At 63.3% G+C, this 23,739-nt stretch carries 23 protein-coding genes; 21 read left to right on the top strand and 2 right to left on the bottom strand.

Going from position 1 to position 23,739, the window contains the following annotated elements; translation table 11 throughout:
• Nucleotides 1-16 precede the first annotated feature (16 nt).
• The 9 genes from EK23_RS07080 (at nt 17) to EK23_RS07120 (ending at nt 9,014) form a co-directional block, all read left to right on the top strand.
• Nucleotides 17-679: a sulfotransferase family 2 domain-containing protein gene (locus tag EK23_RS07080; protein ID WP_045224608.1), complete on the top strand. Its 663-nt coding sequence runs from the start codon at nt 17-19 to the stop codon at nt 677-679.
• A gap of 13 nt (nt 680-692) precedes the next feature.
• Nucleotides 693-1,445 carry a polysaccharide deacetylase family protein gene (locus EK23_RS07085; protein ID WP_200892110.1) on the top strand — a complete coding sequence of 251 codons (753 nt, stop codon included), beginning with the start codon at nt 693-695 and terminating at the stop codon, nt 1,443-1,445.
• Nucleotides 1,438-2,517 carry a glycosyltransferase family 9 protein gene (locus EK23_RS07090; protein WP_045224609.1) on the top strand — a complete coding sequence of 360 codons (1,080 nt, stop codon included), beginning with the start codon at nt 1,438-1,440 and terminating at the stop codon, nt 2,515-2,517. Before EK23_RS07085 ends, EK23_RS07090 begins: the two co-directional genes overlap by 8 nt.
• On the top strand, nt 2,507-3,655 hold the full coding sequence (locus EK23_RS07095) for a glycosyltransferase (protein ID WP_045224610.1): 1,149 nt from the start codon (nt 2,507-2,509) through the stop codon (nt 3,653-3,655). The genes EK23_RS07090 and EK23_RS07095 overlap by 11 nt, the downstream gene beginning before the upstream one ends.
• 4 nt (nt 3,656-3,659) lie before the next feature.
• Nucleotides 3,660-4,997, top strand: coding sequence for an O-antigen ligase family protein (locus tag EK23_RS07100; RefSeq protein WP_045224611.1), 1,338 nt, complete (start codon nt 3,660-3,662; stop codon nt 4,995-4,997).
• A 28-nt stretch (nt 4,998-5,025) separates the two neighbouring features.
• The gene (msbA, locus tag EK23_RS07105; protein ID WP_045224612.1) at nt 5,026-6,816 is read left to right on the top strand and encodes a lipid A export permease/ATP-binding protein MsbA; all 1,791 of its coding nucleotides are present in this window, start codon (nt 5,026-5,028) and stop codon (nt 6,814-6,816) included.
• Between the two features lie 159 nt (nt 6,817-6,975).
• Entirely contained in the window at nt 6,976-7,410 is a 435-nt protein-coding gene (locus EK23_RS07110) for a hypothetical protein (protein ID WP_045224613.1), read from the top strand.
• Between the two features lie 155 nt (nt 7,411-7,565).
• Complete coding sequence (gene xth / locus EK23_RS07115; RefSeq protein WP_045224614.1) at nt 7,566-8,336, top strand: exodeoxyribonuclease III; 771 nt, start codon at nt 7,566-7,568, stop codon at nt 8,334-8,336.
• Nucleotides 8,337-8,345: 9 nt separating this feature from the next.
• A complete protein-coding gene (locus EK23_RS07120) occupies nt 8,346-9,014 on the top strand; it encodes a class I SAM-dependent methyltransferase (protein ID WP_045224615.1) in 669 nt (222 codons plus the stop codon).
• Between the two features lie 71 nt (nt 9,015-9,085).
• Here the strand turns inward: EK23_RS07120 and EK23_RS07125 are convergent, their stop codons facing one another.
• Nucleotides 9,086-9,331, bottom strand: coding sequence for a GlsB/YeaQ/YmgE family stress response membrane protein (locus EK23_RS07125; protein WP_045224616.1), 246 nt, complete (start codon nt 9,329-9,331; stop codon nt 9,086-9,088).
• 57 nt (nt 9,332-9,388) lie between these two features.
• Entirely contained in the window at nt 9,389-9,829 is a 441-nt protein-coding gene (locus tag EK23_RS07130; protein ID WP_045224617.1) for a bis(5'-nucleosyl)-tetraphosphatase, read from the bottom strand.
• Between the two features lie 120 nt (nt 9,830-9,949).
• Between EK23_RS07130 and EK23_RS07135 the strand changes: the two genes are divergently transcribed.
• The 12 genes from EK23_RS07135 (at nt 9,950) to EK23_RS07185 (ending at nt 23,721) form a co-directional block, all read left to right on the top strand.
• On the top strand, nt 9,950-12,076 hold the full coding sequence (locus EK23_RS07135; RefSeq protein ID WP_145998587.1) for a putative bifunctional diguanylate cyclase/phosphodiesterase: 2,127 nt from the start codon (nt 9,950-9,952) through the stop codon (nt 12,074-12,076).
• 87 nt (nt 12,077-12,163) lie between these two features.
• Entirely contained in the window at nt 12,164-12,880 is a 717-nt protein-coding gene (locus EK23_RS07140) for a BPSS1780 family membrane protein (protein WP_045224618.1), read from the top strand.
• A 671-nt stretch (nt 12,881-13,551) separates the two neighbouring features.
• A complete protein-coding gene (hemP, locus tag EK23_RS22395; RefSeq protein ID WP_082054006.1) occupies nt 13,552-13,752 on the top strand; it encodes a hemin uptake protein HemP in 201 nt (66 codons plus the stop codon).
• A 699-nt stretch (nt 13,753-14,451) separates the two neighbouring features.
• On the top strand, nt 14,452-14,706 hold the full coding sequence (locus tag EK23_RS07145; protein WP_045224619.1) for a hypothetical protein: 255 nt from the start codon (nt 14,452-14,454) through the stop codon (nt 14,704-14,706).
• Between the two features lie 356 nt (nt 14,707-15,062).
• Nucleotides 15,063-17,375: a TonB-dependent hemoglobin/transferrin/lactoferrin family receptor gene (locus EK23_RS07150; RefSeq protein ID WP_082054007.1), complete on the top strand. Its 2,313-nt coding sequence runs from the start codon at nt 15,063-15,065 to the stop codon at nt 17,373-17,375.
• Between the two features lie 153 nt (nt 17,376-17,528).
• Nucleotides 17,529-17,783 (top strand): hypothetical protein, encoded by a 255-nt coding sequence (locus EK23_RS07155; protein WP_045224621.1) that lies wholly within the window; start codon nt 17,529-17,531, stop codon nt 17,781-17,783.
• 174 nt (nt 17,784-17,957) lie between these two features.
• A complete protein-coding gene (locus EK23_RS07160; protein ID WP_045224622.1) occupies nt 17,958-18,698 on the top strand; it encodes a VPLPA-CTERM sorting domain-containing protein in 741 nt (246 codons plus the stop codon).
• Nucleotides 18,699-18,767: 69 nt separating this feature from the next.
• Nucleotides 18,768-20,021 (top strand): hypothetical protein, encoded by a 1,254-nt coding sequence (locus EK23_RS21615; protein ID WP_145998588.1) that lies wholly within the window; start codon nt 18,768-18,770, stop codon nt 20,019-20,021.
• Between the two features lie 20 nt (nt 20,022-20,041).
• Entirely contained in the window at nt 20,042-20,605 is a 564-nt protein-coding gene (locus EK23_RS07170; protein ID WP_045224623.1) for a HugZ family pyridoxamine 5'-phosphate oxidase, read from the top strand.
• A gap of 154 nt (nt 20,606-20,759) precedes the next feature.
• Nucleotides 20,760-21,776 (top strand): ChuX/HutX family heme-like substrate-binding protein, encoded by a 1,017-nt coding sequence (locus EK23_RS07175; RefSeq protein WP_045224624.1) that lies wholly within the window; start codon nt 20,760-20,762, stop codon nt 21,774-21,776.
• Nucleotides 21,773-22,633 carry a heme/hemin ABC transporter substrate-binding protein gene (locus EK23_RS07180; RefSeq protein ID WP_045224625.1) on the top strand — a complete coding sequence of 287 codons (861 nt, stop codon included), beginning with the start codon at nt 21,773-21,775 and terminating at the stop codon, nt 22,631-22,633. Before EK23_RS07175 ends, EK23_RS07180 begins: the two co-directional genes overlap by 4 nt.
• Entirely contained in the window at nt 22,630-23,721 is a 1,092-nt protein-coding gene (locus EK23_RS07185; RefSeq protein ID WP_082054009.1) for a FecCD family ABC transporter permease, read from the top strand. The genes EK23_RS07180 and EK23_RS07185 overlap by 4 nt, the downstream gene beginning before the upstream one ends.
• The last annotated feature ends 18 nt before the right edge of the window (nt 23,722-23,739 follow it).

Consider the following 23,739-nt stretch of genomic DNA (forward strand, 5'->3'; position numbering starts at 1 on the left):
CCTTGCACGAGAAGCCATGCTCCTGTCCCTGAAATACAAGTTTTTGTTCGTCCACATCGCCAAGACCGGCGGCACCAGCGTCCGCGATTCCCTGTGGTTCTACAAATGGACCGATCCCTACCGGATCCCGCAGTTCCTCTGCAGCAAGCTCAGCGGAGTCACCGGGCACCGCATCGGCGCCAAATTCCCTCGCCATGCCAAGGCCATCGCGGCTCAGGAGATGCTGCCCCGCGAGGTGTACGAGAGCCTGTTCAAGTTCGCCTTCGTGCGCAATCCCTGGGATCTGCAGGTCAGCTCCTGGCACCATCTGCGCCGCGAACGCCCGGACCTGGTGGCCGGCGTCCCCGATTTCGAGGTCTTTCTCGACTGGAAGCTCGACCCGGCGCGCCCGCCCCAGTATCACGCGGACATGTCCACGGTGACCCAGGCGGATTACCTGGTGGACCTGCACGGACACCTGATCGTGGACTTCGTCGGCCGCTACGAGAACCTGCACGATGACTTCGCCGAAGCCTGCCAGCGCATCGGCATCAAGCAGCCCAAGCTCCCGCACAGCCGCCAGGCCAAGGACCGCAAGCGCGATTACCGCGACTATTATTCAGACCGCGCCGCGCAGAGGGTCGCCGACTTCTACCGGGCCGACGTGGAGCGCTTCGGCTACCGATTCGACTCGCCCTGAGGGAGGAACGCCCTTGGCAACCCCGGAATTACAGCCCAATCCGCCCATTTCCGTGCTCATGTACCACCAGGTGGGCCGCTTCGCCGAGCCCAAGGCGCACCGCGCCTGCTTCTGCGAGGTGGACAGCTTCCGCCGGCAGATGAGGCTGCTCAAGCTGCTGGGCTACGACGTCATCAGCCTGCGCAGTGCCGTCGAGGCCCTGTGGGGCGGGCAGCCCCTCAGCCGCCGCTCGGTGGTGCTGAGCTTCGACGACGGCTACTGCAACTTCCACGAACACGCCTTCCCCATCCTGCAGGAATTCGGCTATCCCGCCATCGTGTTCGCCGTTTCGGGACTGCTCGGGCAACCGGCGCGCTGGCTGAGCGACGGGGGCGAAGGCTCGGCGCTGATGCCCCCCGCCATGCTGCGGGAGCTGCGCCAGGGTGGGGTGGAAATCGGTTCCCATACCGAAAGCCACCCACGCTTGAGCAAGCTCTCCCCGGAACAGGCGCGACAAGAGATCGCCGGCAGCAAGGCCGCGCTGGAAGATGCGCTGGGCGAGTCCGTGGATTTTTTTGCCTACCCCTATGGCGACTTTGACGCGGGTGTTCGCGACGCGGTTGCGCAGGCCGGTTACCAGGCCGCCGTCACCTGCAGCCGCGGCGCGGCCAACACCGCCCCCGGCCCGTTCGAGATCCCGCGCAAGGCTGTCTCCTGGGGCGACAACCTGGCGGGGGTGTTCTGGAAGCTGGCCTTCAAGAACAAGCGCAAGGACCGTTATGCCTGATGCGTCCGCGCCGGCCAGCATCCTCATCGTGCGCCTCAGCGCCATCGGTGATGTGGTGATGGCCTCCGCCCTGATTCCGGCTCTACGCGAGGCCTACCCGGATGCGCGCCTGGCCTGGCTCACCGACGAGGCCAACGCGGGCCTGTTGCGCCACAATCCGCGGCTGGACCGCTTGTTTCTCTGGCCGCGCGCCCGCTGGCGCCAACTGCGCCGCGAGGGCCAGCTGCGGCGCTACCTGCAGGAGATGACCGGCCTGGTCCGCAGCCTGCGGCGGGAACGCTTCGACTGGGTGTTGGACACCCAGGGCCTCTTGAAAAGCGGCCTGTGGGCCCGGCTGGCGGGCGGAAAGCGGCGCGTCGGCCTGGGCTCGCGGGAAGGCAGCCAATGGCTGATGACCGAAACCCTGGACCGCCACGGCGGCGAGCGGCGCATCGGCAGCGAATACCTGAAGCTGGCGCGATTCCTGGGCGCAGAGCCCACGCACTTTCCCATGGACATCGTGCCCTCGGCGGACGAGGCGGCGCGGGCGGCCGAAGTGCTCGCGCAGGCCGGCGTCGCGGGAGCCTATGCCGTGCTCTGCCCTTTCACCACCCGGCCGCAGAAACACTGGTTCAAGGAACACTGGGCGGAACTGGCTCCGCGCCTGCAGCGGGAACTGGGCTTGGCCGCGATGATGCTCGGCGGCCCCGGCGATGACGAGGAGGCCCGCCAGATCCAGGCCTTGTGCCCGGGCATCGTCAGCCTCGCAGGCCAGACCGGACTCGGCGAAGCCGCCGCTGTCATCGCCGGGGCGAGCTTGCTGATCGGGGTGGATACGGGGCTGACCCATCTGGGCATCGCCATGGATACCCCTACCCTCACCCTGTTCGGCTCCACCCGCCCCTATCTGGACACCGGCAGCGCAACGGCACGTGTGTTGTACCATGCCATGGAGTGCTCGCCCTGCCGTCGCAGGCCCACCTGCGGAGGCGAATTCACCTGCATGCGCCGCCATACGGCGGACACTGTCATGGCCGCGGCCAGGGAACTCATGCAGACAATCGGCAAGGAGATGACGGCGCATGCCAGCTAGCAAGATTGCATTCTTCATGGCCACCTCGGGCCACAGCGGCGTGGACCGCGTCGTCAAGCATCTGGTGCCGGCCATGGCCGAACTGGGGCATTCGGTGGACGTGCTGAAAGTTCGCAACCACGGGCCGGAGCTGGAACATGTCCCGCCCGGCGTGCGCATCATCGACCTGGGTGGCTCCCACGTCTACACCAGCCTCTGGCGCCTGTGCCGTTACCTGCGCCGCGAGCGCCCCGATGTGCTGCTCTCGGACAAGGACCGGGTGAACCGGGCCGCCTACCTGGCGCGCACGCTCAGCGGCGCGCCCACCCGCCTGGTGTTTCGTCTCGGCACCACCCTGTCCCTCGATCTGGCCGAACGGGGCTGGCTGGAGCGCTGGGTGCAGCGGCAGTCGGTCCGCCACCTGTACCCGCGCGCCTACAACTTCATCGTCAACAGCCAGGGCGTGCTGGACGACATGCTGGAATTCACCGGCATCGGTCGCGAGCATGTGCAGGTGGTGCCTAATCCGGTGGTGCCGGAGGCCCTTTTCAGCATGCCCCAGCCGCGGCCCGAGCATCCCTGGTTCGGCACGAACCAGCCTCCAGTGATCCTGGGCCTGGGCGAGCTGTGCGAGCGCAAGGACTTCGAGACCCTCGTGCGCGCCTTCGCCCGCATCCGCCGCGAGCGGCCCTGCCGCCTGCTGATCCTGGGCCGTGGCAAGCGGCGCGAGCGCCTGCTGAGCCTGGCGCAGGAACTGGGCGTCGCGGAACACGTGCAACTGCCCGGCTTCATCGCCAATCCCTACCCCTATCTCGCCCACGCGGCGCTGTTCGGATTCACCTCGCGCATGGAAGGCTCGCCCTTCGCCCTGATCGAAGCCCTGGCGGTGGGCACTCCGGTGGTGGCCACGGACTGTCCCAGCGGACCGGCGGAAATTCTCGGCAACGGGAAATACGGCGCCCTGGTGCCTGTAGGCGACTACGAGGCCTTTGCCCGGGAATGCCTGGCCATCCTGCAGCGACCGCCTTCCCGAGATTTCCTGCAAGAGGCGGCACGGCCTTACGAGGTCCGCCGCAGCGCGCTGGCTTATCTGTCCGCCATGGGCGTGGACGGTCGCCACACGGCACAGCCTCCCCAGCCATCCGATGTCCGCGCCTGAGCCCATGACGCCGCGGAGCTGGCCGGAGCGGCTCGGCGGGTTCGGACTGGGAGTACTGCTGCTGTTCTTCCAGATGAACGCCACCGTGGCCTGGGTTGGCCTGGGCTTCATCATCCTCGCCTTCCTGCTGGAAGCCCCGGCCAGTATGCGCAGGCTGGCGGGCAATCCGCTGATCCCGTTATGGTTGGCCTTGCTCGCCTACATCGCCGCCAGCACCGCTCTGGCCGCCAAGGCCTTTCCTGATACGGCCGATGAGCAATGGAAAAGCCTCAGGCTCTGGTATGGCATCCTGTTCTTCATGCCTGTGGTGGCGTGCTATATCGAACGCGGAACCATGAGCCTGCCGAAGGTGCTGCTGTTCGCGGGCGGCAGTGTGGTGCTGCGCATCGTGACCCATTTCGACGACACCAATCCCTTCGTCGGCGAGCGCGTGGGCTTCGGACTCAACCCCATCGCCACCGCGCTCTACATGGAGGTGTGCGCCCTGGGGCTGCTGGTTCTCGCGCCGCGCCTGCTCGAGGCGACCGTGGCCCCTCCGTGGCTCAGGAGCCTGACTCGAATTCTCGGCCCCATTCTGCTGCTGCTGTTCCTGGAGGCGCTGGTGCTTTCCCAGTCCCGCAGCGGCTGGGTGGCCGCCGGCCTCGTGTTTCCTCCGATCCTGCTGTTGCGCTACCGCCGCGCCCTGGCGGCTCTGAACTGGCGTTCGCCGCGGACGCTGGCGACCGTGGCGCTGTTGCTGGCGGGCCTGGGCCTGTTCGTGCGCGAAAACGCCGAGATCATCGGCCGCCGTCTGCCTGCCAATGTTGCCGGGGTGGAGCATGCCATCAAGGGCGAAAAGGCGGAGGAAGCCGACACCAGCATCGGTTTTCGTCTGCTGATGTGGCAGGTGGGCCTGGAGCGCTGGCTGGAACGGCCGCTCACCGGCTGGGGGCCCGGCTCCACGGAAATGCTGCTGACTCAGTCGAAGGTGGCCATGCTGCACCGCAAGTCCGGCAAGTCGCTGTTTAGCCACCTGCACAACACCTACCTGGAAGTGCTGCTGAAATTCGGACTCGTGGGCGCAGGCCTGTTCGGAGCCCTGGGCGCCGGTTTCCTGCTGGCGCTGTGGCGTGGTTGGCAGGCAGGCCTTCTCGCCGCAGACCTGGCCTGGCTGCTGCTCGGAATATGGGGCTTGAGCCTGGTGTGGAGCTTCTTCGAATTCCGCTTTTTTCACTACGAATGGCGAAACTACTGCATGCTGCTGGGCGCCGTGAGCTTTTCGCTCAGCTCGCGCCTGCGCCATCGGCAGCCGACTTTTTGGCGGCCGCACCCGGCGGGCCAGGATTGCGCCCGGCCGTTATAATGACGGTCCCAACACCAGACACCTGCCCATGAGCCAAGAAATCCGCGAAGCCACCAGCGGCTTCGTCATCTACCGGCGCCTGCTGCGCTACGGCCTGCCCCACTGGAAGATGTTCAGCGTGTCCGCCGTGGCGATGATCATTTATGCCGCCCTGGGGCCCATCTTCGCCAAGCTGCTGCAACCCCTGATCGATGGCAGCTTCATCCAGAACGATCCGGAAATCCTGCGCCAGGCGCCGCTGGTGTTGCTGGGCCTGTCCCTGGTGCGCGGCATCACCGGGTTTCTGGGCGACTACTGCTCCGGCTGGGTGGGACGGCGCATCGTCGCCGACCTGCGCGCCGATCTATTCGACCAGATGCTCAACCTGCCCTGCGGCTACTACGACACCGCCTCCTCCGGAGAAATGATCTCCAAGCTCATCTACAACACCGAGCAGGTGGCCAACGCCATGACCGTGGGCATCGTCAACATGCTCAAGGACGGCATCGCCATCATCGGACTCACCGGGCTGATGATCTACGAGAACGTGCAACTCTCCATGATCTTCATGCTCGTCGGCCCCATCCTGGCAGTCAGCATCCGCAAGATCAGCAAGAGCTTCCGCCGCGTCAGCGCGCGCATCCAGGACTCCATGGGCAGCGTCGGCCATGTGGCCCAGGAGGTTACCGACGCCCAGCGCATCGTCAAGGTGTTCAACGGCAAGGACTACGAGGCGGAAAAGTTCGCCACGGAAAACGAGCGCAACCGGAGGCGCCAGGTGCGCATGATTGCCACCGACGCCATGGGCGCTTCGGTGGTGCAGTTCATCTACATCTCGGGCTTCGCCGCCATTCTGTACGTGGTGTCCCAGGAGACAGTGCGCCAGACCATCACTCCCGGCAGCCTGATCGCCTTCATCGCGGCCATGGCCATGATGCAGAGCCCCATCAAGCGCTTCACCCAGGTGATGAACACCATCCAGCGCGGCGTCGCCGCCGGCGACAGCATCTTCCAGATGATCGACCTGGAGCGCGAGCGCGACACCGGCACGGTGGAGTTGCCCCGCGTGCGCGGCGACATCGAATACCGTGGTGTCAGCCTGGTTTATCACGAACGCCACGGCAAGGCCCTGGATCGCATCGACCTGACAGTGCCTGCCGGAAAAACAGTCGCCCTGGTGGGCCAATCCGGCAGCGGCAAGACCTCGCTGATCCGCCTGCTGCCCAGGCTGTACGAACCGACGGCGGGCGAGATCCGCATCGACGGGCACCCCATTCAGGACCTGAGCCTGGCCAACCTGCGCAGCCATATTGCCTACGTAGGTCAGGAAGTCACCCTGTTCAACGATACGGTGGCGCGCAACATCGCCTATGGAGCGAATGCCTCGGTGACGCCGGAGGCTATCCGCGAGGCGGCGCGCGCCGCGCATGCGCTGGGATTCATCGAGGAATTGCCGAACGGCTTCGAGACCATGGTCGGCCAGCAGGGCATCGTCCTTTCCGGCGGCCAGCGCCAGCGCATCGCCATCGCTCGGGCACTGCTGAAGAACGCCCCCATCCTGATCCTGGACGAGGCCACTTCGGCGCTGGACGCGGAATCCGAACGGCATGTGCAAGAAGCGCTGGAAGTCTTGATGCAAAACCGCACCACCCTGGTGGTTGCCCACCGCCTGTCCACCATCCAGAACGCCGACCGCATCTACGTCATGCGCGACGGCCGCATCATCGAGCAAGGCTCGCACGAGGAATTGCTGCGGGCCGGATCGGCCTATGCGGACCTGTATGCCATGCAGTTCCATCTCGGCACGCTGGAACCTTTGCCTGGCAAGGCAGACGCCTGAATTACCGGGCGCAGGAATTACGCGGGAATGTATTGCGGTTTTGCCAGTTTCGGCCTATGTTGTTGACGATTTTTGCATAGAATCGTCGGCGGCATTACGCCATCTCCCGAATGATCGGGCCGACTCCAGTCACCTAGAACGATAACAAGGAGAAGCGCTATGACAGAAATTCTCGCCGCCCTGACCGTCGCATTCGCGGGTTATGTGTTGTACGAAGTGTTCAAGACCGTTTCCCAGCCCGGCAGCGACAGCCAGTCCCATTTCCAAGCGGCGCCGCCCAAGGACACTCCAGAAGTTGCCAGCGTGCCCACGCCCGCGGAGCCGGCGATCAGCGCAAGTGCTCCGGCCTCAGCAACCAGCCCGGAACCGGCGGCAGCCGAGGAAAAGACCATCACCCTGCGCAATCCTTCCACCGGTGAAACCTGCCCCATCCCCACCAACTACCGCTTTGCCAAGAAATGGGTCAAGGAAGCCCTGGTAGCCGAGGGATTGCTGAAGAAGGTCTACAAGAACTCCGAACTGACCGAGGCCGTCAGCCCCAAGGTCAAGGAAGCCTTGGAAAAATTGAGAAACCTCGAAAAATACCACGCCTAAGGGCCAATCGCGGGGCGCGGCCGCATCGCGGCTTCCGCCCCGACTGGAGCGACAATCAAGGGAGCGACAGCGACGGTTGAGCGCTCCCCGGCAACAGTGTCTGCATCCCCTTCCGCACCCCCGGCCGCGCCAATCCTTTCGCCGACCCTGCCTGAATGACCAAGATCGCCACCTGGAACGTAAATTCCCTGCGCGTGCGCATGCCCCATGTCCAGGAGTGGCTGACGCGCGTTCAGCCAGATGTTTTGGCTCTGCAGGAAACCAAGACCGCAGACCCGGAGTTTCCCGCCGCCGCTTTCAGCGAACTGGGCTACCAAGTCAATTACAGCGGCCAGAAGACCTACAATGGCGTGGCCATCATCAGCCGCGAGCCCGCCGTGGACGTGATCACCGATCCACCCGGCCTGGACGACCCGCAGCGCCGTATCCTCGCCGCCAGCTTCGGCGATTTGCGCGTGATCGATCTCTACGTGCCCAATGGCAGCGAGGTCGGCTCCGAAAAATACGCGTACAAACTGGACTGGCTGGTCAAAATGACCGAATTCCTGCGCGGCGAATTGGCGCGCCATCCGCGCCTGATCGTGCTGGGCGATTTCAATATCGCGCCCGAGGACCGTGACGTGCACGACCCGGAAGCCTGGCGCGAGAAGATACTGTGCAGCACAGCGGAGCGACAAGCCTTTCAGGGATTTCTCGACCTGGGCCTGAGCGACGCCTTTCGCCTCTTCGAACAGGCCGAGGCCAGCTTCAGTTGGTGGGACTACCGGGCCGCGGGATTTCGCCGCAACCTGGGCCTGCGCATCGACCATATCCTGGTCAGTGCGGCCTTGCGCCCGTGTTGCAGGGCCTGCAGCATCGACAAGGAGCCGCGCAAACTGGAGCGGCCTTCGGACCACGCGCCGGTGCTGCTGGAACTGGAGCCTTGACGTCCGCTCATGCTGCGCGTACCCGAACCCGAATTGATGGACAGCGAGGAACAAGCCCTCGCCTACGCCCAGGCGGATTTCGCCGAGCCGCACGAGCGTTTCGTCACCCTGTTCCGGGAGACCTTTCCCGGTATTGACATGGCAGGGACGGTGCTGGACCTGGGCTGCGGTCCCGCCGACGTGACCGTGCGCTTCGCCAAGGGCTTTCCCCTGGCCCGCATCGACGGCGTCGATGCCGGTCCCAATATGCTGAAACTGGCCCACGACCGGGTGCGCCGCGAGGGTTTGGCAGAGCGCGTGCGGCTCACGCTGGTACGGCTGCCGATGGACAGTCCGCCTCTCGCGCAATACGGCGCCGTTATCAGCAACTCATTGTTGCACCACCTGGCCGATCCGGCAGTCCTGTGGAATGCCGTGCGCAGTCATGCCGCTCCCGGCGCACCGGTCTTCATCATGGATCTGGCCAGGCCCGCCGATGAAGCCACCCTCGACGCCCTGGTAGCGCGCTACGCCGAAGGCGAGCCGGACATCCTGCGCAACGATTTCCGCAATTCCCTGAAGGCGGCCTACCGGCCCGACGAGGTCCGTGAGCAACTGGCGCGGGCAGGACTGTCAGGGCTTTGCGTGAACGCCCTGGGCGACCGCCACCTGACGGTAAGCGGCTTCGCGCCCGGCTGACTGGAAGACCCTGCTCGGCCAACACGAAGTACGCAGCCACGGTTCAACTCCGTGCATCCACCAGCGGGCAGTCAGATTCGCTTGACCAGCCGAATGACGACGATGAGCACAATTGCCCCCGCGGTAGCGGTCACGATGCTGCCGAGCAATCCGCCACCGGCTGAAATACCGAAGTTCCGGAAAAGATAACCGCCCACCATGGCCCCGAGGACGCCAAGGATCATGTTGCCGAGTGCGCCGAAGCCCCCGGTTTTCATCATCAGGCCGGCGAGCCAGCCGGCAATCATTCCAACCAGCGCGAACCAAAGAAATTCCATCGTGACCTCCGATCGTCGTGACGCGCGAGCCACTGATGCGGCCCGCCAAGTTCCCCTTCAGGGTCGCCCGTCCTTACCCCATTGAATCAGCCAGTCGGCCCAGTTGAGTATGCTTTTCAGGCGAGGTGCGAGGATGGCGCGCGCTTCGTCATAGGGCAGCCAGCGGAACTCCTCATGCTCCGGGCGGCCCAGCTCCGGATTGACCGGCAGATAAACCTCGCCGGTCTGTGACTGCGCCAGATAATACCGGGCGATCTTGCCCATGCCATAGGGCGGCGTTTCCTGGTAGCCCTTGCCCCACAGAAACTCCAGATCGATGAGGCCGGTTTCCTCCCGCACCTCGCGAATCGCTGCCTGAAAAGGATCCTCACCTTCCTCCAGCATGCCCTTGGGGAAGTCCCAGTAGTTGAAGGCGCGAAGCAGCAGAAAGCGGGTCTGATCCGGAAATACGCGTGCTATGACGACGCCGCACGAGAGCTTATAAGCATTCGTCTTCAAGACATAAGCCTCCTTTCACGCCCATAATACACGGAGAGACCTGACAAGGGACTACACCCCTCGCGCGCTTGACGAGCGCTATACTCTTGCAACCCCAAACATCGCCTTCCCAGACGGAACGTGCCAGCGAGCAGACAAGGACAAACGGCTCTTACCTTCATCGCCGACAACACCCTGAGGCCGCCATTGCTGGCGAGCCTGGGCCGTGTCTGCGAGAAAGTCCATGAACTATCAGACCTTGCTGCCCTGGAACGGTTGCCGGCGGAATTTGCATTCGACCTGGTTTTGGTGGACGGTCAATTTCCCGAAACAGCCTTCGCCGCAATCTGCTCGGCCATCCGCCAGCAGCTCAGCTGGCACCCAGGCAAGCCCATCATCGTGTTGGCGGATGACGTAGCCGCCGCCGCCCGTGCACGGCGAGCCGGCGCGACAGACTTCGTGCTGCGCCCGGTGGATTGGCCCGCGTTTGAAGAGCGCATGCGCTTCCACGTAGCCGCCGCCGCCCAAAGTGACTTTGACGTCCGCCAGCGGGAGTGGCTGCGCCATACGCAGCGGCAGGCGGGTGTGGCCAGTTTCGACCTGGATACCGGCACAGGACACTTGCTCTGTTCAGAGGAGATCACTCACCTGCTGGGCCGCGCGGACAGCACGCCGCCCCGTCATCTGGACGAGTTGTTCGCCGCCATCGCCGAGGATGACCGGCAGCGGGTCTGGGAGATTTTCGAGGCGGCCATTCTCAACGGCACCGAGCTCAAGGTCGAGTTCCGTGTGAACCTGGCGGGCAGCGAGAACCGCATCCTGCTGGCCCAGTCCACCGGTAAAATCAAAGGGCAGCGCCTGTGCGGCACGCTTCAGGACGTCACCGAGGGACGCAGAATTGCCGAGCGCCTGAGCTTCCTGGCCTCCTACGACGAACTGACGCTGCTGGCTAACCGCAACCACTTCAAGGACATTCTGGCCAAGGCCATGTCCCAGGCCCAGCGCAGCGGGGTAAAACTGGTGGGGCTGTTCATGGATCTGGACAAATTTCAGCGCATCAACGACTCGTTGGGCCCGAACATCGGCGACCAGTTGTTGCGCATGGTGGCAAACCGCGTCCGGGGCGTGTTGCGCGGAACCGACTGCCTCGCACGGAGCATTGCGGGTGATGACGACCGCCTGGACCAGGTCGCCCGGCTCGGCGGCGACGAGTTCACCATTTTGCTGGTGGACGTCGCCAGGGTCGAGAACAGCGCACGGGTCGCACAGCGCATACTCGATGCCCTCAAGGATGCCTTCGTCGTCGACGAGCACGAGATCGTCGTCTCAGCCAGCATAGGTATCACCATCTTCCCGGACGACAGCACCGATCTGGACTCGTTCATGAAGAACGGCGACGCCGCCATGTTCCATGCCAAGGCCCAGGGCCGCAACAACTACCAGTTTTTCAACGAATCACTCCACCTCAGCGCATCCAGCAAGCTGGCCCTGGAAGGCCGTTTGCGCCGTGCCATGGAAAACCGCGAACTGGTACTGCACTATCAGCCCAAGATAGACGCCGGCAGCGGCCGGGTGCTCGGCGTCGAGGCACTGGTGCGCTGGAGCCATCCGGATATGGGGCTGGTGCCACCCAGCCAGTTCATACCCGTCGCCGAGGAAACGGGATTGATCGTTCCCATTGGCGAGTGGGTGCTCAACGAGGCCTGCCGACAGGCCATCGAGTGGCGGGCTCAGGGCCTCAAAGATCTGTCCATAGGCGTCAACCTCAGCGCCCTGCAGTTTCGGGGCGCCGACCTGAGTCAGCGCCTGGCCGACATCATTGCGGCGCACGGCATCCAGCCCGAATGCATCGATGTGGAGTTGACCGAAAGCATGCTCATGTACGATGTGGAGGACGCCATCCACAAGATGAATGAACTGCGGGGGATCGGCTTGACCCTTTCCATCGATGACTTCGGCACCGGGTACTCGTCACTTAGCTACCTGATGCGCTTCCCGCTGAACACGCTCAAGATCGACCGCTCCTTTGTCCGCGACCTGGCCGCGGATACCCACTGTGCATCCATCACCCGCGCAATCCTGATGATGGCCAAAAGCCTGAACCTCAAGGTGGTGGCGGAAGGCGTGGAAACCTCCCAGCAGGCAGCCTGGCTAAGGGAGAACGAGTGCGACGTCCTGCAAGGCTACTATTTCTCACGTCCCCTGCCAGCGGACGAACTGGCGCGCTTCTGCGCAGAGAAACAGGTTTCCGCCCACGACGGCGGCTAAATGGCCCACCTGGTCTGATGACTGCCCCTCGCCGGCCCCCTGCGCTATGCTAACGGCGATTGCGAATTTTCCGACAAGGAGACGCCCATGCACATCGAAACCGTTCGAGCCGGACGCGGCCTGGACTGGATCACCGAAGGATTCGGCCTGTTCCGCAAGAATGCTCTGATCTGGATCGTGAATTTCATCATCGCCTTGGCCATCGTCACGCTGCTGTCCCTGATTCCCATCGTTGGCTCCATCGCCACCATGCTCCTGCAGCCGGTACTGCTGGGCGGACTGCTGTTGGGCTGCGAATCCCTGCGAAAGGGGGAGGAATTGCGGATCGAGCACTTGTTCGACGGCTTTCGCCAGAACACCAAGCCGCTGCTCATGGTGGGGCTTTATAGCGGCCTTGCCTACATGGCGGTGGCACTGGTGGCTGCTTTGATCGTCGGCGGAGGGGCCATCAGCGTGGGCATTCTGGGCGAAGTGTCGGACAGCCCGGATCTGGCCTCCGGCGCAGCGGTGGTGGGCACGCTACTGGTGGTTCTGGTATCGGCTCTCATGGCCCTACCCATCGCCATGGCCACCTGGTTCGCCCCGTCCTTAGTGCTGTTCAGCGGCCTGGCCCCACTGGAGGCACTGAAGGCAAGCTTCTTTGCCTGCCTCAGGAACTGGCTGCCTTTCCTGGTCTACGGCCTCATCATGATGGTACTCGCGGTCATCGCCATCATTCCGGCTGGTCTGGGACTGCTGGTGCTGGGGCCAACGGGCATCGGCTCGGTTTATGTGGGCTATCGGGATATTTTTGGAGAGACCTAACTTCGCCCCTTGGCACAATACGCGTCTCGCTAACCTGGATCCCGCGTAAGCTGTGCTGACCACAGCGGGCGTGTCGTTAGAATGGGCGCCCGAAAGCCGCTTTATCCTGCACGACTCGCCTTAAGGCGGAGTCTATCGGAAGGGCTCCTGCCGTTAAACCCGGTTCATGGGCAGGGCTAATGGTATTCATGATTTCTCCGGACATGCCAGGCCAGCCCGTCTATATAATTCCGAGGCGGGACGCGCCTATTGCAGTCAGTCAGAAAGAATAGGGACCTTCAAGACTTGCATTGCTCCTGAACAAAAAAATGTCCGACATCCCTGCCGGACAAAGTCACGCTAGGAGCTAACCAGAAATGCCGAATCCCTTCCGAGCATTCGCTCGGCATCCTTATGCTGGAATCGGCGCTGAAAATTCATTCCATGTGCCGACCTCGGGCACTGTTTAAGTCATACATTCTTGCGAACGGTTCTCATTTTTGTGGCCATCAACATGTTTGTCAAGTCTTGTTCCTTACGTTGATTGACGGACCATTCTAAGTGTGTGAAGACAGAGCCCAGCAAGGCAAACGCAGGCTCAATCGCTGCCCAGTCAGTGTTTCCCTGCAATAAATCGTCGTGGAGTTGCGTTAGATTGTTGACGGACGAATGGGAATGCTTATCATTTGCCCATGAGAAAACCTACTATCTCGCTTTCTGACAAGCTGACCCAAGACAATTCCGAACCGACGAGCCATGATCGAGACCTTGAGCGCCCTAGGTGGCGAAGCGAGCAGTTGTTTGGAGCAAGCAAGGAAATCGTGATCGTCCACGACATGCAGGAGTATCGCCTGCGGATCACCAAGAGCAACAAACTCATCCTGAACAAATAGTCATGCTGCCCCTGCATCCAAGGGGGCTATCGATCAGGCCGCGAAGTCCTAATTGGCAGTCACGAAGTGGAAACCCGCGAGGTAGCGAACCCCAAATGAACGACCGATTGGGGAGCGACGTAGCGCATGATCCCACCAGCGACTTGGCCAATCCTGTCATTCCCGATTCCCGGCCAGGCGCAAGCAAGCGCGGGGTAAAAGCCACGCTTCCGGTCAGGCTTTCCGGCCTGCCGAACGTGCAGGGTTGTCCGCTTTACCCGTCTATCCCTAACCTGCCTCCACCTTCGGGCGGGCGGCCCCAAGGCCCAGCCAAAAAGAAATTCGTTGCTCTCACCCGCCCAAAGCCAGCGCCTGGTGCATACACGTAGGACGGAGATTTCCAAGCCAAACCCGGATGATCCGACGGAAGGGCAAGCCACCCATTGGTTTCCTCCCGTTTTGACCAAGCAAGCCGAGTCCAAGCGTGATCAGGATATGTTCCGGTAACGGGCGGTAACCATAGCAAATTCGAAACGCACACTTGCAATTTTGTTGAGAAGCATTATCATTTAGGCGTGTCGAAAACTTGAACTGAGAAAAGCAGGATCCAAGGGCACCGCTTCCGCGAAGTGAATCGCCCCGCATGAGGGCAATGATCCGCAATGGCCAGGTTCCCAAGGATTTCTCAGGCAACCACTCCAGCGATGACAGGGGATTTTTATGAGCGATCATACGGGATGCAAACTTATCACTCTGGCCAAGTCCGGCGGCAACACCGTGGAATACTGCGAGGGTTGCCAGGCCTTTCACGTGAATTTGGGGGGTATCAGTCTGCACCTGAATCCCGAGGGCCTTCATTGCATAGGTGGGTTGATCAACCGGGCTCAGCGGCAACTCAAGGAACTTCAAGCACCGAAGCCCCATAAGTCCACTGGCAAGCGCGCCGCCGAAGCGGAAGAATTAATCGTGCATTGAGCAGTACGCCATCTGCCGAGGCTTCCGCCCCTGCCAGCTCGTGTCCGGGAGGGCACGGAACGCTCTGGCGGAACTGGACACCTTGAACGGACAGCAAGGCGGCCCGGATGAGCAAGCCACTGGGGAATCTCTGTCGTAATCGGTCTCTCCCGAAAGGGAGCACCGAAGAGATCAGCAACTCCCGAACTGAATCGACAGGAAAGGGACGGACGGACACGCCGTCCAGTCGACATGCTCTGCGCGAGGGTCGGACCTGGCCCTGACGCAGACTCCAATTTGACCGAGCCAGCGACCGAGTGCCCAGGCACGAGGCAGCCAGCCCTTATTGCAAAACCTTTAAGGGTTCGTGTGTGAGGATGGCTGATCGTTTGTTCTGTTGTGCACTGTCGATGCTCGGGAGCCAGGGCGCCGTTGGCAATGATGCTCCGGCCACGGAGCCGGCGCACGAGTTGGATACCGTGGTGGTCACCGCCACCCGCACCGAACGCGGTGTGCTGGATATCCCGGGTACTGCCTCTGTCATCGACGAGGCAACGGTGGAGCGCAGGCTGTACCGCAATATCAAGGATCTGGTTCGCTACGAGCCAGGGGTCGATGTCCAGAACGACCCGCTGCGTTTCGGCCTGGCCGGCTTCACCATCCGCGGTATCGGCGGCAACCGGGTGCAGATGTCGGTCGATGGCGTCCGCATCCCGGACACCTTTTCCATCGGCACGTTCCAGAGCGGCCGCCGCAACATGGTGGACGTGGACGCGCTGAAAACCGTGGAAATCATTCGCGGCCCGGCCTCCGCCATGTATGGAAGCGATGGTATCGGCGGCGTGGTCAGTTTCGTAACCAAGGACCCGCGCGACTACCTGGACCTCTTCGGCAGGAATCATTACGAAAGCCTGAAGCTGCTCTATTCAAGCGCGAACAAGGGATTCCTGCAGACCGCCGCGTTCGCCGGGGGATGGAACGACCTGGAAGGCCTGCTGCTCATGACCCACGGCGAGGGCGACGAGATGAGCAACGAGGGAACGGACAACAGCCGATCCAGTTCGCGGACAGCCGCCAATCCGCAAGACACCCGCAACCTCAACCTGCTGGCCAAGGGGCTCTATCACTTCAATGTCGACAATCGCCTGCGCCTGACCGGGGAGGCGTTTGAAGACCAGGTGCACACGGAGGTATTTCATCTTTATGGCCCCCAATACACGGGCCGCGACACGTATCAGCTGGTCACCCATGACCGACAGTCACGCTGGCGCGTCAGCCTCGAGCAGTCGATCAAGAACATAGACTGGCGATGGCTGGACACGCTCAGCTGGCAACTCTATGGCCAGGTCACCCGCGCGCGCCAGCAGACCGACGACCGCAGCACCGTGCAGATCGACACCGGACTGGGCACCAACCAGTACCGTGACCGCGGCTTCAGCTACGACCAGGACATGATCGGCGGCCAAGCGGACGCCTCCAAGGCCTCCGAATGGGGACCGAGCACCCACCGCATCGCTTACGGGGCGGAAGCCTTCCGCACCCATGTGGAAGAACTGCGGGATGGCCTCTACACCAATCTGGATACCGGGGCGACGTCCAATTTCATCACCCCGGACAACTTTCCCCTGCGCGACTTCCCGAACACCGACACCCTTCGCGCCGGCGCCTACCTGCAGGACGAGATCGGCCTCTGGAACAAGCAACTGGAACTGCTGCCTGCGATACGCTTCGACTACTTCGGTTTGCGCACCGACCTCGACTATCTGTACGCCAAGGAGAACGTAGGCAATCCCGTCGTCGAACAGGACGTGACGGAATGGTCACCCAAGTTCGGCGTGCTCTATCACTTCACGGATTGGTTCGCCTTTCATGGTCAGTACACCGAAGGCTTCCGCGCCCCCAACTTCTCCGATGCCAACAGCGGCTTCGTGAACGCCGCGTTTGGCTATGCCTCGGTGCCCACCGCCAACTTGAAGCCCGAAACCGCCATCGGTGGTGAAGTCGGCCTGCGCGGGTCGGGTCCCGCCGGCAACTTCGATGCCACCTTCTTTCGTAACGATTACGACGGCTTCATACAGAACACCACGGTCTGCGACCCCGCGAACTCCGCTACCACCTGCAGCGCAGGCAACGTCGAGAACATCATCGTTTACCAGACCATCAACAATCCGGACCCGGTCCGCATTCAGGGGTTCGAATTCAAGAGCCAGCTCTATCTGGGACCCTGGCCGTCGAACGCACTGGATGGTTTCAGCCTGCTCGGCAGTTACGCCTATGCCGAAGGACAGAATCTGAAAAACGGGCAACCCATCAGTTCGGTCACCCCGATGAAAGGCGTGATGGGTGTGCGCTATGACGCCCTCTCAGGCAACTGGGGACTGGAAGCGATCCTCACCCTGGCCGCGCCCAAGAAGGAAGAGGACATCGACTTCGAACTCTCGGGCAGCGTGTTCCCCACCCCTGGCTATGGCGTCGTCGACCTCACCGGCTATTACCGTTTTGGAGAACACGTGAACCTGAATCTGGGCCTGTTCAACCTGCTGGACAAGAGATACACGGAATGGCAGGACCTCAGAACGCGAGGCGGCGACCCGCACGCGAGCCTGGACGGCAACAGCGCGACGGACATACGCGACCGCTACACCCGCCCCGGGCTGAATGTGGGCGCCAGCCTGCGCGTCGAGTTCTAGGCGAATCCGCAAGCTAACCCGGAGAGAACATGCGAGCCCGTGAGTTCACCGACTACAGTCCCGCAAGCTTCCGTTGCCGAGGCTGTCGAGAGCCCAAAAACAGCCCGGACGCCGGATCGAAAGCGTTGGGCGGCCCAGCGCCGGGAGCCCGCCATGACTGATACCGTCCGCCACGGCGATGTGAAAAGACGCCTCGGCGCGCTGTACGACGAGCTATTCGCCCACGATGGCTATGCGGAGTTGCGGGTGGAGATCCGCATCCTCAAGCGCGGGCAGAAGGAAGTCATCCTGCACTGCGGCAAGCAGTACCGCTACGTGGTCGATTACCGGCCGGCCGCCCCTGCTCAGGCGGCCTCGCCCACCGATTCCCATGCCGAAAAGGCCCAACCGGGAGGCATCCATGAATGAACCAGACGAATCCAATGTTTATACCACCCCGCCGGTATTGCTCTGGAGCAATGGCGAACGAACGGCATGGGGCCGCATGGTGGTGCCCGGCAACCCGCCTTCGACGCACCGTCCTCGCGCTGAGGAGCTGTGTCAGAACCCAACGAGCCCATCCATTTCAAGAGGAAAAACAACATGTCACACAAGCACAGCCTGACCTTCGCCAGTTTATTGCTCACGTCAACCGGCCTGGTTTACGCCGACAGAGTCAACGGCCCGAATCCGTACGCGGCGGGTTACGGCTTCGATACCCCCAGCGAGGCCAATTGGGGTGGCTGGAACCGCGGCGACGCGGGAACCCTCTATGCGGAATGGGATAGCTTCAGCGACGCCTCCCATGGAACGGCCACCGACCGCACCTCAGCTCCGGGAGTCGGCAGTTCCGGTACCACCGGCGCTTACCTGAGCTGGAATGCCGGAACCTTTGCGGCGGGTAGCGGCAATTTGTACAGCTTCAGCGTGCCGGAGGTCTTTCAGGTGAATCTCACAGGAACCACGGGCAGCGCGCCACTTCGGGTCGCCCTGCAGGTCGAGGACTGGGGCACGCCGCTGGATACCGCCAACGTGCGGCTGAACGGCACCGCGCCCACATCCAGCGGCGTGACCTATTTCGAGTCACCGTACGCATCCAGCTTCGGGCCGGTGGATCTCAATCAGCGCCTTTTCCTGTGGGATCTGCCATCGGCTACCACGTCCTTCCAGTTCGACTTCAGCTCCGTCGAGCACTCGCTGAGCCTGGCACAGGTGGCGGTTGACATCGGTTCCGTGCCGGTTTCCGCGGTTCCGGTGCCAGCGGCGGTCTGGCTGTTTGGTTCCGCCCTGGCCGGTATGGGCATCATCGGCCGGCGGCGGCAGCCTGGCAGGCTGGCGGCTTAATCGTTGACGGCGCGCCCGACCTGCCAGGGATGGTGGTGACGGGCGCGCCCCCTTTCGGAAAACCGACTGATGAAACTATCACACACGACATTCGGTCAGCATTCATTGTTCTGCATGCTGGCATGCCTGTCGCTGCCGGCCGTCTCGGACAGCAGCAGCGGACCGGACCCTTATACCGCGGGCTTCGGCTTTGATCTGCCGCAGGAAGCGGCCTGGGGCGGATGGACCCGGGGCGAATCCGGCACCTTGTACGCCGAATGGGACGTCTTCAATGACAAATCCCATGGCGGCGCCAACGACCGCACCTCGGCGCCCGACCTGGGCAGTTACGGCACGCGTTCGGCCTGGCTGGGCTGGAACGCCGGCACATTCATCTCGGGCACGGGCAATCTATACAGCTTCACCGTGCCGGAGGTCTTCAGCGTCAATATCGTGGGCAGCGCTCTGCCGGCGCAACCCCTACGCGTCGCGCTACAACTGGAATCCTGGGGACAGGAACTCGACTCCGACAGCCTCGCGCTCAATGGCCAGAAACCCGCGCAGCGCTCCGTGACCTACCTTAATCCGAACTTCCCTTCCCCGTTCGGCATTGGCAACTTGAAGCAAGAGCTGTTCGTCTGGGAACTGGACAGCCCGCCGGAGGACACTGTTTTCGCCTTCTCGTCCAAGGAGCCCCATGTCAGCCTGACCCAGGTGTCGGTGGATATCGGGCCTATGGCGACCCCGGCACCATCTGGAACACCGGCGCCCACCGGCTCGCCGGAGCCTACCTCGAGTCCGGCGCCGGAAGATCCATTCACTGAAACTGATCGCACCGTAATGGCCAAACTGGCCGCCGAAAACCTTGATGGAGCCTTGGCCAGCGAGTTGCACGCACAAAAGGCAAGCTGGTTCCCGAACACGTGGAGCGATCAGACCCTCACCTTTGCGCGCAAAACGGACAAGAAGGGCCGGGTGACACAGTCCCTGAAAGGCACGATCAAGGCGCTCTTCTACCATCCTTCGGCCGGAGCCAACGCGAATGGTCTGGTGGCCGATATCTACCGCCCGGACACGACGGGCGAAGTGCTGATCGCGCAATGTTCGCTGAAGGCGGCCAAGAAGCGACGCTGGGCCACGTTGACCCTGAACGGTGCACCGCAGCGGCTGGGCACGGCGGTCTACCGCCTGGACGTGCAGTCCGCGGGCAAGGGCACTGCGACGGATCGGATCAAGGCCCGGTTCGGCGCTTGCGACGTCGATATGACTGCGGCTGGCGTGCAGCGCGGCATTCCTTCCCTTCGCGATGGCGACTACGCCGCCCTCCGCCGCCAGACTGATTAACCCGACCATGAGGCAGACCCATGAACAACGAGCCTAAACCGTCCCTGGACGAGATCCTGCAGGAAGCGCACGATTTCCGCGCTGCTTTCGGCTCCCTGCTCCTGGCGACCGCGGATGCCCAAGGTGTCCCCAATGCCAGCTACGCGCCTTACGTGACCGACGATGCAGGCTGCTATTTCGTCTATGTCAGCGAACTGGCGACCCACACGGCGAACCTGAGGGCCATCCCCAGGGCCAGCGTGCTGTTCATCGAAGACGAAGACAAGGCTCAGCAACTCTTTGCGCGGCGGCGACTGACCTGCGACTGCAGCGTCGAGGCCGTCGGCCGGGGGACGCCCCTTTGGGAGCACGCGCTCGACCGGCTCGAGGAAAGGCATGGCAAATTGATGGCCATGCTGCGCGGTCTGCAGGATTTCCACCTGTTCCGACTGGTGCCGTTGAAGGCGGGGTATGTCCGGGGATTTGCCCAGGCCTATGAACTCGGCGGCGCGCAGTTGAGCGAGATTCGTCATGTCAACGACAAGGGCCACCGTCCCAAGGACACCGCCAGCGCGAACGCCATGAATCAGGCAGCGGAGGCGTGAGGCGGGGCAGCGCGGGAATACCGCGTAGTCCCGCGCGCCTGGTGACGATGAACAGTCTCTTCCGCGGCGACCCGCCTGGCGGCGACAAGCCATCGGCGCAGGCGTCCCTAAATCGGCACGCGGTCCAGGCCGTCCCACAACCGTGAGTAACACCATGCAAACGACAGCACCACAACCCCGAGCACTCAAGACTGAACGCAATCCCCGCAGCGCAGCGGAACTGCAATTCGCCTGGAAGACCCTGCTGGACGCGGAGCCGCGTCTGCGCATTCGCGATGCGGCAGCCCGTCTCAGGGTTTCAGAAATGGACCTGGTCGCGCTGAACTGCGACGGGACCACCACCCGGCTCCGAAACGACTGGATCGGACTTCTGTCCAGCCTGGCGCCACTGGGCGAGATGATGGCGCTCACCCGCAACGATCACGCCGTCCACGAGTTGCATGGACACTACCGCAATCCGGAAATGACCGATAGCCCGCGGGAAGTCGTGTTCAATGAACTCGGGCTGCGGCTGTTCGTGGACTCCTGGCGCCACGGCTTCGCCGTCACTGAAGAGGCCGGCGGCTCCGCACGGCATAGCCTTCAGTTTTTCGACTCGGCAGGAACCGCGGTGCACAAAATCTATGTGACCGAACGCAGCCACCTCGGCGCCTACGAAGATCTGGTCGAACGCCATGCGGCGGCCAAACCGCTCCAGGCAACAGGCACAACCCGCGGCGAGAGCCTGGGTGGCGTGTCGCCAAAACCCCCAACCCAGGCAGAGCCACTGCCAGCCGGCGACAGACTCACAGCCCGGCCGGTCGACCGGAGCAGCGTCGAACGCATCATGCAGCTGACAGCGGAAATCGGGCTGCCCTTGCAGATCGTCGTGCCCAGTCCCGCAGCGGTTCAAACCTACTCGGGCCCCATCCACAACATCAAACGCACCGGTCCTTGGATCAACGTCCTGGATGCCGGCTTCAATCTGCACCTGCGGGACGCCGATACGGCGTCTTTCTGGGTGGTCTTCGAAACGTCGGCCTCCGGCGTTTCCCTGTCACTGGCACTGCATGACAGGGACGGGGCCCTCATCTCGCGCTTTCTGTCCGCGGCGGACAGCGAGCCGGACGAAACCTGGCAGGACCTCCTCGACGCCTTGCCCACGCTCAACCCAGCGGAGGGCAAGCCGTGACGAGAGGGCTTTTGCATGGGCCGGTCCTGAGCGCCTGTCTGTTGTGCCTGGCAGCCATTCCCAGTCTAGCGGCCAGCGCGCCGCAACGGGTCGTGGTGGCGGGAAGCGCCTTGACCGAGATCGTTTATGCCCTCGGCTTGGAACAGCGCTTGGTCGGGGTCGACACCACCAGCACCTTTCCCGAATCTGCCAGCGCCCTGCCCAATGTCGGCTATCTGCGCAGCCTGGTCGCCGAGGGTGTCCTGAGCCTGCATCCTGATTTGCTGCTGGCCGCCGGTGAAGCGGGTCCGCCCACGGCACTGAAGCAGATCCGCGCGGCCCAGGTTCCCGTGGAACGGGTGGAGACCCCGTATTCCAGGGAAGGCGTCGCCGCCAAGATCCAGGCGGTTGCACGCGCCTTGGTAGCCGTCGAGCAAGGGGAAGCCCTGATCCGGCGCTATGCCGCCGACTGGCAGCATACCGATGCCGCGCTGACCGCCCGAGGCCAGGCACCACGGGTCCTTTTTGTGCTGGCGCATGGCAGCACGCTGCAAGTGGCGGGCCGGGCAACGGCAGCCGACGCCGTGATCCGGCTCGCCGGTGCGCTTAACGCGATCACGGAATTCGAGGGCTACCGCCCCTTGACCGCCGAGAGTGCCGTGATGATCGATCCCGACGTGGTGCTCATCACGACGCAAGGACTCGCCACACTGGGCGGAAACGAAGCGCTGTGGAAAGTGCCGGGACTCGCCCTGACCACGGCCGGCAAGTCTCGCCGCCTGGTCGCCATGGAGGCCAACTATTTGCTGGGATTCGGTCCCCGGCTGCCGCAGGTGGTTCTCGATCTGTCACGGCAGATGGGGGAGGCCGCGCCGTGAGCAGTTGGACCCAGGCGGAAGAGCCTGCCCGCCCCACGTCCGTGTTCCGTTCGGGTCACGCTTCGCGCGCCGGGCTGGGATTGCTGCTGTCGATCGCCGCTCTGGCGGCGGTGGCCGTCGGGCCTTACTCGCTTAAATTTGACGATCTTGCGGCCATAGCGGCACAGGGGCTGGGCCTGGCAACGGACGCCCCGGTCTCCAGGCAACAACTCGCAGTTCTTGTGGATCTCCGCCTGCCCCGCGTGCTGTTGGCGGTCCTGACCGGCGGCGGCCTGGGCCTGGCCGGGGCCATGATGCAGGGCCTGTTCCGCAATCCCTTGGCGGAGCCCGGACTCCTGGGTGTAGCCAGCGGGGCCGCGGTCGGCGTGGCGGCCGCGATCGTCGTGCTGCCGCGGCACATCGCCCCCTCGCTTCCTTTCGTGGAGTTGCTGCAGCCCCTTTGCGCATTCGGCGGGGCGCTGCTGGCCACCGCGGCGGTTTACCGGTTGGCCCGCCAGGACGGCCGCACCTCCCTGGCCATCATGCTGCTGGCCGGGATTGCCATCAATGCCCTGGCCGGCGCGCTGATCGGCTTTCTCAGCTACCTCTCCAGCGACGATCAACTGCGCAATCTGACCTTCTGGAACCTGGGCAGTCTCGGGCGGGCCGACTGGAAGACGCTCGCGGTGCTTGGTCTGCTGGTCGTGCCGGCGGGCGCTGCCCTGCTATCCCAGGCGGCAGCGCTGAATGTACTGCTATTGGGCGAAGCCGAGGCTTTCCACCTGGGCGTCGACCTGAAGCGGGTGAAGGCCCTGGGTATCACCCTGTCGGCACTCATCGTGGGCAGCCTGGTGTCGGCCTGCGGCATCATCGGCTTCATCAGCCTGGTGGCGCCCCACCTGGTCCGGCTCGCCTGCGGGCCGGATCACCGCCACGTCCTACCCGGCTCAGCCCTTTGCGGCGCCCTGCTGCTGGTGCTGGCCGACATGGGGGCGCGCACCCTGGTCGCTCCCGCCGAGTTACCCATCGGCATTTTGACCGCGCTGCTGGGTACCCCGTTTTTCCTATGGCTGCTGAAGCAACGCAGTGCCGGGGGTAGTCTGGCATGATAAAAGCCCATGAGGTCG

It is taken from the genome of Methyloterricola oryzae (assembly GCF_000934725.1).
GTDB lineage: Bacteria > Pseudomonadota > Gammaproteobacteria > Methylococcales > Methylococcaceae > Methyloterricola > Methyloterricola oryzae.